This window comes from Pseudomonas shirazensis (assembly GCF_050496565.1).
GTDB classification, from domain to species: Bacteria; Pseudomonadota; Gammaproteobacteria; order Pseudomonadales; family Pseudomonadaceae; genus Aquipseudomonas; species Aquipseudomonas shirazensis_A.
The window spans coordinates 52,105-65,182 of the sequence record NZ_JBNWAE010000020.1 but is presented as its reverse complement, the minus strand read 5'-3'; the positions used below and the strand labels follow the sequence as shown (position 1 = coordinate 65,182).

The 13,078-nt window shown below is 62.6% G+C and carries 9 protein-coding genes; 7 read left to right on the top strand and 2 right to left on the bottom strand.

Annotated elements, in window-relative coordinates:
• Window positions 1-3 precede the first annotated feature (3 nt).
• The 7 genes from ispG (at window position 4) to ACQZ2L_RS22505 (ending at window position 7,998) form a co-directional block, all read left to right on the top strand.
• A complete protein-coding gene (gene ispG, locus ACQZ2L_RS22535) occupies window positions 4-1,113 on the top strand; it encodes a flavodoxin-dependent (E)-4-hydroxy-3-methylbut-2-enyl-diphosphate synthase (protein WP_101316705.1) in 1,110 nt (369 codons plus the stop codon).
• Window positions 1,114-1,137: 24 nt separating this feature from the next.
• The gene (gene hisS, locus ACQZ2L_RS22530) at window positions 1,138-2,427 is read left to right on the top strand and encodes a histidine--tRNA ligase (protein ID WP_340613068.1); all 1,290 of its coding nucleotides are present in this window, start codon (window positions 1,138-1,140) and stop codon (window positions 2,425-2,427) included.
• 40 nt (window positions 2,428-2,467) lie between these two features.
• Window positions 2,468-3,109, top strand: a complete 642-nt coding sequence (locus tag ACQZ2L_RS22525) for a tetratricopeptide repeat protein (RefSeq protein ID WP_430327926.1) — start codon at window positions 2,468-2,470, stop codon at window positions 3,107-3,109.
• 1 nt (window position 3,110) lies between these two features.
• Complete coding sequence (gene bamB / locus ACQZ2L_RS22520; RefSeq protein WP_430327925.1) at window positions 3,111-4,253, top strand: outer membrane protein assembly factor BamB; 1,143 nt, start codon at window positions 3,111-3,113, stop codon at window positions 4,251-4,253.
• 115 nt (window positions 4,254-4,368) lie between these two features.
• The gene (gene der, locus ACQZ2L_RS22515) at window positions 4,369-5,832 is read left to right on the top strand and encodes a ribosome biogenesis GTPase Der (RefSeq protein ID WP_103436120.1); all 1,464 of its coding nucleotides are present in this window, start codon (window positions 4,369-4,371) and stop codon (window positions 5,830-5,832) included.
• Between the two features lie 238 nt (window positions 5,833-6,070).
• Window positions 6,071-7,219 carry a pyridoxal phosphate-dependent aminotransferase gene (locus ACQZ2L_RS22510; RefSeq protein ID WP_430327924.1) on the top strand — a complete coding sequence of 383 codons (1,149 nt, stop codon included), beginning with the start codon at window positions 6,071-6,073 and terminating at the stop codon, window positions 7,217-7,219.
• The gene (locus tag ACQZ2L_RS22505) at window positions 7,207-7,998 is read left to right on the top strand and encodes an amidohydrolase (protein WP_430327923.1); all 792 of its coding nucleotides are present in this window, start codon (window positions 7,207-7,209) and stop codon (window positions 7,996-7,998) included. Before ACQZ2L_RS22510 ends, ACQZ2L_RS22505 begins: the two co-directional genes overlap by 13 nt.
• Window positions 7,999-8,039: 41 nt before the next feature.
• On the opposite strand, the gene ACQZ2L_RS22500 is transcribed toward ACQZ2L_RS22505, so the two are convergent.
• Window positions 8,040-10,595 (bottom strand): PepSY domain-containing protein, encoded by a 2,556-nt coding sequence (locus ACQZ2L_RS22500; RefSeq protein ID WP_430327922.1) that lies wholly within the window; start codon window positions 10,593-10,595, stop codon window positions 8,040-8,042.
• A 103-nt stretch (window positions 10,596-10,698) separates the two neighbouring features.
• A complete protein-coding gene (locus ACQZ2L_RS22495; protein WP_430327921.1) occupies window positions 10,699-12,993 on the bottom strand; it encodes a TonB-dependent receptor in 2,295 nt (764 codons plus the stop codon).
• Between the last annotated feature and the right edge of the window lie 85 nt (window positions 12,994-13,078).

Here is a 13,078-nt window from a genome sequence, read left to right as displayed (position 1 = left end):
CTCATGCACGGCGAATCTCCAATCAAGCGTCGCGAAACCCGCAAGATCTGGGTGGGCAATGTGCCGGTGGGCGGTGATGCGCCTATCGCGGTGCAGAGCATGACCAACACCGACACCAATGACGTCGCCGCCACGGTCGGGCAAATCCAGCGCCTGGTCGATGCCGGCGTCGACATCGTCCGCGTCTCGGTGCCAGACATGGACGCCGCCGAAGCCTTTGGCCGGATCAAGCAGCAGGTCAGCGTACCGCTGGTTGCGGACATCCACTTCGACTACAAGATCGCCCTGCGTGTGGCTGAGCTGGGCGTTGACTGCCTGCGCATCAACCCGGGCAACATCGGCCGCGAAGACCGCGTGCGCGCGGTGGTCGATGCTGCGCGCGATCGCGGCATCCCGATCCGCATCGGGGTCAACGCCGGTTCTCTGGAAAAAGACCTGCAGAAGAAGTACGGCGAACCGACCCCAGCAGCGCTGGTAGAGTCGGCCCTGCGCCATGTCGAGCATCTCGACCGCCTGGATTTCCAGGACTTCAAGGTCAGCGTCAAGGCGTCCGACGTGTTCATGGCCGTCGAAGCCTACCGTTTGCTTTCCAAGCAGATCATCCAGCCGCTGCACCTGGGCATCACCGAAGCCGGTGGTTTGCGCTCGGGGACGGTGAAATCTGCGGTCGGCCTCGGTATGCTGCTGGCCGAAGGTATCGGCGACACGATCCGGATCTCCCTCGCCGCCGACCCGGTCGAAGAAGTCAAAGTCGGCTACGACATCCTCAAGTCGCTGCGCCTGCGCTCACGTGGGATCAACTTCATCGCCTGCCCGAGCTGTTCGCGGCAGAACTTCGATGTGGTCAAGACCATGAACGAACTCGAAGGCCGCCTCGAAGACCTGCTGGTTCCGCTGGACGTCGCCGTGATCGGTTGTGTGGTCAACGGCCCGGGTGAAGCCAAGGAAGCCCATGTAGGCTTGACGGGCGGCACGCCGAACCTGATCTACATCGACGGCAAGCCTGCGCAGAAACTGAACAACGACAACCTGGTCGAGGAGCTGGAAAAGCTCATTCGCCAGAAAGCGGCCGAAAAGGTCGAAGCCGACGCGGCGCTGATCGCCCGCGGCTGATACACAGATTCGAAAGGACTTTTCGTGAGCAAATCGCTGCAAGCCATTCGTGGCATGAACGACATCCTGCCTGACCAGTCGCCACTGTGGCGTTACTTCGAAGGCACGGTCGCCAGTTTGCTGGACGGCTACGGTTACAGCCAGATCCGCACGCCGATCGTTGAATTCACCGAGCTGTTCAAACGCTCGATCGGTGAAGTCACTGACATCGTCGAAAAAGAGATGTACACCTTCGAGGACCGCAACGGCGATTCGCTGACACTGCGTCCCGAGGGCACCGCTGCCTGCGTGCGCGCTGTGCTCGAGCATGGCATCACCGGCAACGGCCAGGTGCAGAAACTCTGGTACACCGGCCAGATGTTCCGCCACGAGCGCCCACAAAAAGGCCGTTATCGCCAGTTCCACCAGATCGGCGTCGAGGTGTTCAACCTGGATGGCCCGGACATCGATGCCGAGCTGATCATGCTGACCTGGCGCCTGTGGGGCCAGTTGGGCATTCAGGACGCGGTCAAGCTCGAGCTGAACAGCCTGGGTACCAGCGAAGCCCGTGCACGCTATCGCGACGCGCTGGTCGAGTTTCTCTCGGCGCGCCTCGAGCAGCTTGACGAAGACAGCCAGCGCCGGCTCAAGAGCAACCCGCTGCGCATTCTCGACAGCAAGGATCAGGGCACTCAGGCCGTGCTGGTCGGCGCGCCGAAGCTGGAAGATTATCTGGACGAAGAATCCCGTGTGCACTTCGAGGGCCTCAAGGCTCGCCTGAACGCTGCCGGTATTCCCTTCGTGATCAACACTAAACTGGTGCGTGGCCTCGACTACTACAGCAAGACCGTGTTCGAGTGGGTCACCGACAAGCTCGGCGCCCAGGGCACCGTGTGTGCCGGTGGTCGTTACGACGGCCTGGTCGAGCAGATGGGCGGCAAGCCGACTACTGGCGTTGGCTTTGCCATGGGCATCGAGCGGCTGATTTTGCTGCTGGAAACCCTGGGCAAGGTCCCGGAGTCGATCAGCCGCCAGATCGACGTTTACCTGTGCGCCTTTGGCGAGCAGGCCGAGCTGGCCGGTCTGGGCCTGTCCGAGCGGTTGCGTGACCAGGTACCGGGCCTGCGCCTGGCGGTCAACGCCGGTGGCGGCAGTTTCAAGAGCCAGTTCAAGAAGGCCGACAAGAGCGGGGCGTTGTTTGCCCTGATCATGGGGGACGACGAACTGGCGCAACAAGTGGTAGGTTTCAAACCCCTGCGTGGCCAGGGCGAACAACAGAACATAGCCTGGGATGCTCTGGCCGAGCACCTGCAAGCTGCCCTCGCGAACGCGTGAAGCAGTCAAACAGCCGAATTTGCTGAATAGGAGTATTGGGGTGTCGAGTACCGATGATGATGGCCTGAGCGCGGCCAAGGACTGGTGGGATCGCAACGGCAAGCCGCTGCTGACCGGCGCCCTGTTGGCTGCTGCTTTGGTAGCTGGCTGGCAGACCTGGCACAAGTACCAGAGCAATCAGTCACAAGGCGCTTCGGTGCTGTACCAGAACCTGCTGGAAACGGCCCTGACGCCGACCGGCGAGCCTGATGCAAGCAAGGTTGCCGAGTTGGCTGGCAAGCTCAAGAGCGAGTTTGGCGGCACCGCCTATGCCCAGTACGGCAGCCTGTTCGTGGCCAAGGTCGCGGTCGACAGCGGCAAGCTGGACGACGCAGCCAACGAACTCAACAGCGTGCTGGCAAAGCCTGCCGATGCCACCCTGGGCGAAATCGCCCGTCAGCGTCTGGCTCGTGTACTTGCCGCTCAGGAAAAGGCTGATGAAGCACTGAAGCTGCTCGATGGCGACGCTGACAAGGCGTTCCAGGCCAGCCGCGAAGAGCTAAAGGGCGATCTGCTGGTACAGTTGGGCCGCGCTGGCGATGCCCATAGCGCATACGAAAAAGCCAAGGCCGCGTTGTCTGATGAAGCAGCGGTCGGTGGCCTGCAACTGAAGCTGGATGACCTGGCCAAAGGGGACGCTTGACGTGATCGGTTGGAAACAAGCAGCAGTGCTGAGCCTGGCCGTACTGGTCGTGGGTTGCAGCAGCAACAGCAAGAAGGAACTGCCTCCGGCCGAGCTGACCAAGTTCACCGAAGAAGTCGTGCTGAAAAAGCAGTGGAGCCGTTCGATCGGTGACGGCCAGGGTGAAACCTACAACACCCTGGTGCCGGCCATCGAAAACGACCGCATCTACGCTTCCGACGTCAACGGCGAAGTCTTCGCGCTCGATCGCAACACCGGCGACATCATCTGGAAGCAGGACCTCGATCTGCCGGTCTCCGGCGCAGTCGGCGTCGGCTATGGCCTGGTCATGCTCGGCACCCTCAAAGGTGAAGTGATCGCCCTGGACAGCAGCACCGGTGAGGAGCGCTGGCGCTCGCGTGTTACCAGTGAAGTGCTGGCACCGCCGGCCAACAACGGTGATGTGGTGGTGGTGCAGACCCAGGACGATCGTCTGATCGGTCTGGACGCCGCGACCGGCGACCGTCGCTGGATCTACGAAAGCACTCCAGCGGTACTGACTCTGCGTGGTACCGGTGCACCGATCGTGACCAATCGCATGGCCGTTGCCGGCCTGTCGACCGGCAAGGTTGTTGCTGTCGACATCCAGAACGGCGTGCCGGTCTGGGAAAGCCGCGTCGCGATCCCGCAAGGTCGCTCCGAACTCGAACGCGTCGTCGATATCGACGGCGGTTTGCTGCTGTCTGGTGGTACCCTGTACGTCGGTACCTATCAGGGCCGGGTTGCCGGTCTGGACCTGGAAAGCGGCCGCGTACTGTGGCAGCGTGATGCGTCCAGCTACGTCGGTGTCGCCCAGGGCTTTGGCAACGTCTACGTCAGCGAAGCTTCCGGCACCGTTGAAGGCGTCGATGAGCGTTCGTCGAGCGCACTGTGGAGCAACGATTCCATGGCGCGCCGTCAGCTGACCGCCCCTGAAGTGTTCTCCAGTTACGTCGCAGTCGGTGACTTCGAAGGCTACCTGCACCTGCTGAGCCAGGTCGATGGTCGCTTCGTTGGCCGTGAGCGTATTGACAGTGATGGCCTGCGCGCCCGCCCGTTGGTGGTCGGCGACACCATTTATGTCTTCGGCAACAGCGGCAAGCTCGAGGCATTGACCATCCGCTGAGGCTAAGCTTGAAGCCGTGAGGCTTCGAGCAGTGGCGCATGATGCGCCGCGCGAACTCCGGCCGCTGCTCTGCAGCGGCCTTTGCATTTTCAAGAATTCAAGAGTGGAGAGCCGTATGGTTCCCGTAATCGCCCTGGTGGGGCGGCCGAACGTCGGCAAGTCCACCATGTTTAACCGCTTGACCAAAACCCGCGACGCCATTGTCGGCGACCTCTCGGGCCTGACCCGTGACCGCCAGTACGGCGATGCCATGTGGCAGGGCCGTTCGTACATCCTGATCGACACCGGCGGTATCACCGGTGACGAAGTGGGCATGGACGAGAAGATGGCCGAACAGTCGCTGATGGCCATCGAAGAGGCCGACTACGTGCTGTTCCTGGTCGATGCCCGCGCCGGCATGACCGCGGCCGACCAGATGATCGCCGACCACCTGCGCAAGCGGAACAAGTCTGCGGTGCTGGTCGCCAACAAGATCGACCATATCGATCCTGACCTGGCACGTGCCGAGTTCTCGCCGCTGGGCATGGGCAACGCGATTCCGGTCGCTGGCTCCCAGGGCCGCGGTATCAACGCCCTGATGGAAGAGCTGCTCGGGCACATTCCGCGCGATCAGGAAGAAGACGCGCTCGATCAGGAAGTTGCCGAAGGCGAAGAAGCCGTTCGGATTCCAGGCCCAAGCGAAAAAGACGGCATCAAGATCGCCATCATCGGCCGCCCCAACGTGGGCAAGTCGACCCTGGTCAACCGCATGCTCGGTGAAGAGCGCGTGGTGGTCTATGACGAGCCAGGCACCACTCGCGACAGCATCTACATCCCGTTCGAGCGTGATGGTGACAAGTACACCTTCATCGACACCGCCGGGGTGCGCAAGCGCGGCAAGATCCACGAGGAAGTCGAAAAGTTCTCGGTGGTGAAAACCCTGCAGGCGATCAAAGACGCCAACGTGGTGATCTTTGTCATGGACGCCCGCGAGGGTGTGGTCGACCACGACCTCAACCTGCTTGGCTTTGCCCTTGAGGCCGGCCGCGCCATTGTCATCGCCCTGAACAAGTGGGATGGCATGCAGCCGGGCGAGCGCGACTACGTCAAGACCGAGCTCGAGCGCCGGTTGTTCTTCGTCGACTTCGCCGACATCCACTTCATCTCGGCGCTGCACGGCACCGGCGTGGGCAACCTGTACAAGTCGGTGCAGGCCGCGTTCAAGTCGGCGGTCACCCGCTGGCCGACCAGCCGCCTGACGCAGATTCTGGAAGACGCTATCGGCGACCACCAGCCGCCGCTGGTCAATGGCCGCCGGATCAAGCTGCGTTACGCTCACCTGGGTGGCGCCAACCCGCCGATCATCGTGATCCACGGTAACCAGACCGAGAAGATTCCACGCTCGTACTCGCGTTACCTGGAGAACACTTACCGCCGCGTGCTGAAGCTGGTCGGTACGCCGATCCGCATCGAGTACAAGGGCGGCGAGAACCCGTACGAGGGTAACAAGAACACCCTCACCGATCGCCAGGTCAACAAGAAGCGCCGCTTGATGTCGCACCACAAGAAGGCCGAGAAGAAGCGCAAAGACAAGCGCTGATTCTGGCCTGACCCTGCATTGGGGCTGCTTTGCAGCCCTTCGCGGGCAAGCCCGCTCCCACAGGTTTTTGCGGTGCTGCCGTAGCCTGGGAGCGGGCTTACCGCGACGCTGGACCGCCGTGAGGTCTGCTGCGCGGTCCCGGTTGCATCGGTACATTGTTTCACCCTTTTTCCTGATTGCTCGATCCGCTATGCTCGGACTCCAATCCGTGCCGGATACCCCCAGGAAAGAGGGCTTCATGATCCGCAGCAAACTGCCGAACGTCGGCACGACCATCTTTACCACCATGTCGCAGCTGGCCGTGCAAACCGGCGCGCTCAACCTGTCCCAAGGCTTCCCCGACTTCAACGGCCCGCAAGCGCTGCTGGATGCCGTAGGCCGGCACGTGGCTGCCGGGCACAATCAATACGCGCCCATGACCGGCCTGCCGGCCCTGCGCCAGCAAGTGGCTGCGAAGGTGGCTCGGCTGTATGGCGTCAGCGTGGATGTCGAGCAGGAAATCACCATCACCCCAGGCGCTACAGAGGCGATCTTCTGCGCGATCCAGGCAGTGATCAATCCAGGTGACGAGGTAATCGTTTTCGACCCTTGCTACGACAGCTACGAGCCTTCGGTAGAGTTGGCCGGCGGGCGCTGCGTGCATGTGCCGCTGAGCAACGACGATTTCGCCATCGACTGGCAGCGCTTCAGCGATGCCCTCACGCCCCGCACGCGCATGGTCGTGCTCAATTCGCCGCACAACCCAAGCGGTGTGCTGATCAGCCGTGCTGATCTCGACCAGCTGGCAGCATTGATTGCCGACCGCGATATCTACCTGGTCAGCGATGAAGTGTACGAACACCTGATCTACGACGGCGTGGCGCATGCCAGTGTGCTGGCCCATGAACAACTTTATCAGCGCGCCTTCGTCATCAGCTCGTTCGGCAAGACCTACCACGTCACTGGCTGGAAGACCGGCTACGTGATCGCGCCGCCGCAGCTGAGCGCCGAGCTGCGCAAGGTACACCAGTACGTCAACTTCTGCGGAGTAACGCCGCTGCAGTGCGCGCTGGCAGACTTCATGGCCGAACACCCTGAGCACATCGAGCAGTTGCCGGGCTTCTATCAGGCCAAGCGCGATCTGTTCTGCGACCTGTTGCAAGGCTCGCGCTTCAGCTTCAAGCGTACCCCAGGCACCTACTTCCAGTTGGTCGACTACAGCGCCATCCGCCCTGATCTGAACGATGTCGACATGGCCCTGTGGCTGACCCGCGAGCATGGCGTGGCAAGTATTCCGGTGTCGGTGTTCTATCAGACGCCAGTTGCGCAGCAACGCTTGATCCGCCTGTGCTTTGCCAAACGAGAGGAGACGCTGCAGCAGGCAGCGGAGAAACTATGCGCGATCTGACCGCACTGCCAAACCTGAAAATCGCCATGGTGCAGACCACGCTGGCCTGGCATGACCGCGAGGCCAACTACGCCCATTTCGAAGAGTTGCTCAAGCAAGTCGGCAGCCCTGACCTGGTGATTTTGCCAGAGATGTTCACCACCGGTTTTTCGATGGAGTCCGAGCGCCTCGCCGAGCCCGAAAACGGCCCTACCGGCAAATGGCTCAAAGCCCAGGCGAAGAAGCTCAACGCAGTGATCACCGGCAGCGTGATCATCCAGGCCGCTGACGGCAGCCACCGTAACCGGCTGCTGTGGGCGCGCCCTGACGGTGAAATCCTGCACTACGACAAGCGCCACCTGTTCCGTATGGCCGGCGAGCACAAGCACTACACCCCGGGCGAGCGCCAGGTGCAGTTCGAGCTGAAGGGTTGGCGGATCCGCCCATTGATCTGCTACGACCTGCGCTTCCCGGTATGGAGCCGCGATGCCCATGACACCGACCTGCTGCTGTACACCGCCAACTGGCCGGCAGCGCGGCGGCTGCACTGGAACCGGCTGTTGCCGGCGCGGGCGATCGAGAACCTGTGCTTCGTGGCGGCGGTCAACCGGGTCGGCACCGACGGCAAAGGCTTTGCCTACTCAGGCGACAGTCAGGTGCTGGATTTCCAGGGCGAGAGCCTGCTCAGTGCGGGCGAGGCGGATGGTGTCTTCACCGTCGAGCTGCGCGCGGCGGAACTGGCGGCGTACCGCAGCCGCTTCCCGGCCAACCTGGATGCCGATACCTTCGACCTGCATTGAGCGTTGCCGGCCGGGTTATAACGCCCGGCCGGTCGACTGACTCAGTACACGTCGCGTCGGTAGCGACCTTCTTCTACCAGCTGTTGCAGCATGGCCTCGCCGAGGATGCCCGTGAGCGCCGCGTCGACTGCCGCGGCCATGCCCTGCAGGCTGCCGCAGACATAGATACAGGCGCCGTCGGCAACCCAGTGACGAACCTCGTCGGCTTGCGCCAGCAGCAGATCCTGAACATAGACCTTCTCGGCCTGGTCACGCGAGAACGCCAGGTCCAGCTTGCGTAGCTCACCGCGCGCCAGCCAGCCTTGCAGTTCATCGGCACAGAGCAGATCGCTGGCGCGATTGCGCTCACCGAACAGCAGCCAGTTGCGCTGGTCACCTTCGCTGATACGTGCCTTGAGCAAGCTGCGCAGCCCGGCCAGCCCGGTGCCGTTGCCGATCAGCAGCATCGGTGCTGGGGCCACTGGCAGGTGGAAGCTGCTGTTGCGGCGTAGGCGCAGGCTCAGCGAGCCGTGCAGGGGCAGCACCTCGGTCAGCCAGCCTGAGCCCAGGCCAAGGCTGCCGTCACTGTGCCGATGCTGGCGCACGATCAGTTGCAGCACGCCATCGCTGGCAATCGATGCGATCGAGTATTCACGCGTGCCGATCGGCACCAGCGCATCGATAACCGCCTGCGCGTGCAGGCCGACCAGGTGCTCGCGGCTGGCCGGCAGTTGTCGACTGCCCAGTGCCTGACCCAGGGTTTCGCGCGAGCCTTCACGTTGCACTGGGGTATCCAGATTCAGGCCCAGGCCTTGGATAAAGGCTTCAACCTGAGCGGGAGCGTTGCGTGGCAGAACCTCCACCAGATCGCCCGCGTCCCAGCGCACAGCCTGTTCGGATTGCAGGTCGAGCAGGTACACCGGCTGGCCTTGGCTGCGGGGGTTGAGCAGCGTACGCGCGGTCAGGGTCCAGTTGCTGAAAGCGGCCGGTTGCCAGGCGCTGACGACGCTGGCACCGGTCAACTGCGCGAGTTGCTGCTGCCAGTGCTGAAGCGCGGCTGGGTCGGCGTTGTCGACTTCGACCGGGCTGAACGCAGTGCTGGCGCCGCGCTCGGCAAGCCATGCCTGCAAGCGCCGGGCAAAGCCACAGAAGTGCTGATACTGGCGGTCGCCCAAGGCGAGCAGGGCATAGTCCAGATGTTCCAGCGGCCAGGCCTGGCCGAGTATCTTGCGCTCGAAACCACGGGCGCTGTCGGGGGCCTCGCCATCGCCAAAGGTGCTGACTACAAACAGCGCCCGGCGTGCCTGGCGCAGGTCATCTTCACCCAGCTCGGCCAAGGCGCGTACCTGCACCGACAGGCCTGCCGCCTGGAGCTGGCCGGCGCTCTGCCAGGCCAGTTGCTCGGCAAGGCCGCTCTGGCTGGCAAAACCAATCAACCAGCTGTCACCTGCCGACGTGGTGCTGTCGACACTGCCACGGGCCGCGCGGATCTGACGTTTCTTGCGCCGGCGGTCGAAGTACAGCAGCCAGCCGGTGATGAAGAACAGCGGCATGCACAGGCTGGCGATGGTGACGATGATTCGCCCGGGCAAGCCGAAATAGCTACCCACGTGCAGGGCATAGATGCTTTGCAGCAATTGAGCACTGAGCGACTTGTCGGCATAACGCTCGATGCGCGTGAACGTGCCGGTAGCCGGGTCGAGCGTGACGGTGTCAAAGGCGCGTTCGTGATCGGCATCATCGAGCAGATAGAACAGCGTCGCCGGCTGCCCGCCAACCGGCGGCAGGCGCAGGTTGTAGCCAGCCAGGCCGGGCCCTGCCGCAGCCTGCAGGTTGCTCCAGATGGCGTCATAGTCGACTCGCAGCGGCGGGGCGCTTTGGTTGACCGACTGCTGGCCACGGCGGCCACCGCCTTCGCCACGCTTATGCTGCTGTCCCGCAGCCGGGGCGTCGCCGAGCAGCTTGTTCAGCCCTCGGCTGTACCATTCGTACGACCACGACAGACCGGTCAAGGCAAACAGCAGATAGAACAGCAGGCACCAGGTGCCGAACACGGCGTGCAGGTCCCAATTGAACGCACGGCCCTTCTTCGCCCAGTCCAGAGTCAGCCAGGTGCGCCAGTTCAGCGCCTTGCGCGGCCAGCGTAGATACAGGCCTGACAGGCAGAAGAAGATCAGCATCAGGGTGCAGGCACCGGTGATCTGCCGGCCGCTTTCGCCCATGGCGAGAAACCGGTGCAGGCTGAGCATCAGGTCGAAGAAGCCTTGCCCGGCGACCTCGCCCTTTATTTCGCCGGTGTAGGGGTCGGCATAGCGCATCTCACCGCGGCGCTGGCCGGGTGGCGCGGTGAAGAAGATTCGTGCGGCATTGCCCTCGCGGGTGTCGACCCGCAGCATCGCGACCTTGTCGCCGTGCGCCGCTTCGACCCGCCGTACCAGCTCTGCCGGCGGCAGCACGCCTTCGGCACGCACCTGCACCTTGAGCACATCGGCATTGAACAGGCGCAGCAGTTCTTCCTGGAACGACCAGATCGCCCCGGTAGTGCCCATCAACGCCAGGACCAGCCCGGCTGTGATGCCAAACAACCAGTGCAATTGAAACAGCGACTTCTTCAGCACGTCGATCACCTTGTCTTGCCGCGCAAACTCAACCGGCGGGCATTATGCCTTGCTACGCGAAAGCCCCGCTCACTGGCGTGAACGGGGCTTGGCGATTGTTGCGTCAGAAATGGAAGCTGGTGGTCAGCAACGCTGTACGTCCGGCTGCCTGGTTGGCGAAGTGAGTAGAAAACGCCTTGTCGTAGTACACCTCGTTGGTGAGGTTTTGTACGTTCAACTGCAGATCGACGTTCTTGCTCAGCTTGTACGCAGCCATCGCGTCATAGCGCACATAACTGTCGACCATGGTGGTATTGGCGACATTGCCGTACACATCATCCATGTAGAAGGCGCCGCCACCCACCGTCAGCTTTGGCGTAAGAGCGTAGGTGGTCCAGAGGCTGGCACTGTTGTTCGGCGTATTCGGCAATTGATTACCGTCGTTGACCGCACCCAGCGCGCCGCCGTCGATCTGGCGGGCCTGCATGTAGGTGTAACCGGCGAACACCTGCCATTTGTCGGTGAGCTTGCCACTGGCCGACAGTTCGACGCCCTGCACGCGGGTCTCGCCGACGTTTTCGTAGGTGGTGGTGTTGACCTGAACGCGGGCGTTTTCCTTTTCAGTGCGGAACACTGCGGCGGTCAGCGACAGGCGCTCGTCGAGCAGGTCCCACTTGGTGCCGAGTTCGTAGTTGGTGGTTTCTTCCGGCTCCATGTCACTGGCCAGCAGGTTGCCGGCGCGATCGGTGGTGTTGCCCAGCGGGTTGCCTTCGGAGCCTTCGCCCAAGTGTGCGCCGGGTGGGGTCGCCGAGGTGGCGTAGGAAACGTAGATGCTGCCGTTCTCGGCGGGCTTCCACACCAGGCCCAACTGGCCAGTGATGAACTCGCTGGTGTCCTTGCCTTTGGATGCAACACCCTTGCTGCTCACTGCGGTAGCACCAGAGGCGGTGTAACCGCGGTACTGGGTATCGAAGTGGTCATAGCGCAGGCCCATGTTGAGCAGCCACTGTGGGGTCAGCTCAAGGGTGTCGAACACATACAGCGCGCGGGTGTTGCTCTTGGTGTCGGTGCCAGCGTAGTTGCGGGAGATAGCGCCGTTCCACGGATCGTCCGGGTTGGGATTGCTCAGTGACGTGCAGTTGTAGCCGCTGTTGGCGCCGATCAGGCCTGGGGTGCAGGTAGATGTCGTTGCGCCGCGGGTGTTGGTATTGACGTCGTAAGACGAACGCTGGCTTTCTTCCCGGCTCAGTTCAATGCCGGTGGAGAAGCTGTTCTTCATGCCGCCCAGGTAGAACTCACCAAACAGATCGGTTTGGTTGGTGGTGGTCGCGGTATTGCCCACGCGGGTGTTGGCGCGGCGCCAGACGCTGCCGTTGTTGACGTTGCCTTTGCTGTCGTCCGGCTGGGTGAGGATGTAGTCCTGCATGCTGTTGCCGTGACGCAGGGTGTTCTTGATGGTCAGCGCGTCGGTCAGGTCATGCTCGATCGCGAAGGTGGCGATATCGACCCGGCTCTTGCGAAAATCACGCCCGGTCAGGCCGTAGAAGTTGTCGCTGTCGCCACCGTCATCCGGTTTGCTCGGGTGAGCCGAGGTGCGCGCGTTGCTGCCCGCGGTCGGGATCGAATAGGGGATCCCCGAGTCCGGCAGGTCGTCGCTTTCCAGATGGTAGTAGTCCAGGTTGACCCGGGTTGGAGTGCCCAGGCCGAACGCCAGCGACGGGGCGATCCCCCAACGGTCGTAATTGACCTTGTCGCGGCCGGCGACGTTGCTCTCGTGGGTCATCAGGTTGAGGCGCCCGGCAACGCTGTCGCTGAACTGGTAGTTGCCATCCAGGGTATAGCGCTGGGTCTGGTCACTGCCCCAGGTCCAGGCACCGTCCAGCGAGTTGCCCAGGTGCGCGCGCTTGCTCACCAGGTTGATGGTGCCGCCGGCGGCGCCACGCCCGCCAACTGCCGAGTTCGGCCCTTTGGCCACTTCCACCGATTCAACAGCGAAGATTTCCCGGGTTTGCGCGCCAGTGTCGCGCACGCCGTCCAGGTAGGTATCACCCTGGGCATCGAAGCCGCGGATGAACGGCCGGTCGCCTTGGGGGTTGCCGCCTTCGCCGGCACCGAAGGTAATCCCCGGGACGGTGCGCAGGGCGTCTTGCAAGCTCAGCGCGTTGGTTTCCTTGATCACCTGCTGCGGGATCACGGTTACCGAGCGTGGCGTGTCCACCAGAGGCGCGGTGTACTTGGGCGACGAGGCTTTATCGACTTTGTACTCGGTTGCAGCCTGTTCTGCCTTGCCGTTGACGCTGGTCGCGTCAAGCGTGATGGCGGCCGGGTCTGCGGCATAGGCGGACGAAGCACTGATGGCAACGCCAATAGCTGAGACAAGCAGGCGTGGTGAACTTACGGCAGACGGCACGTGGCGCATTTGTTTATGACCTTCCCCAAGGTGTGAAGGCCGCGAAGAGTAATGTAAGCAATTGTAAGTAACAATTGAGAAATATTACCATTCG

What these genes read in the sequence shown, in the direction of transcription:
- ispG (WP_101316705.1), top strand. Translation starts at nt 4, where the DNA reads ATGCACGGCGAATCTCCAATCAAGCGTCGCGAAACCCGCAAGATCTGG.
- der (WP_103436120.1), top strand. Translation starts at nt 4,369, where the DNA reads ATGGTTCCCGTAATCGCCCTGGTGGGGCGGCCGAACGTCGGCAAGTCC.
- ACQZ2L_RS22510 (WP_430327924.1), top strand. Translation starts at nt 6,071, where the DNA reads ATGATCCGCAGCAAACTGCCGAACGTCGGCACGACCATCTTTACCACC.
- ACQZ2L_RS22505 (WP_430327923.1), top strand. Translation starts at nt 7,207, where the DNA reads ATGCGCGATCTGACCGCACTGCCAAACCTGAAAATCGCCATGGTGCAG.
- ACQZ2L_RS22495 (WP_430327921.1), bottom strand. Translation starts at nt 12,993, where the DNA reads ATGCGCCACGTGCCGTCTGCCGTAAGTTCACCACGCCTGCTTGTCTCA.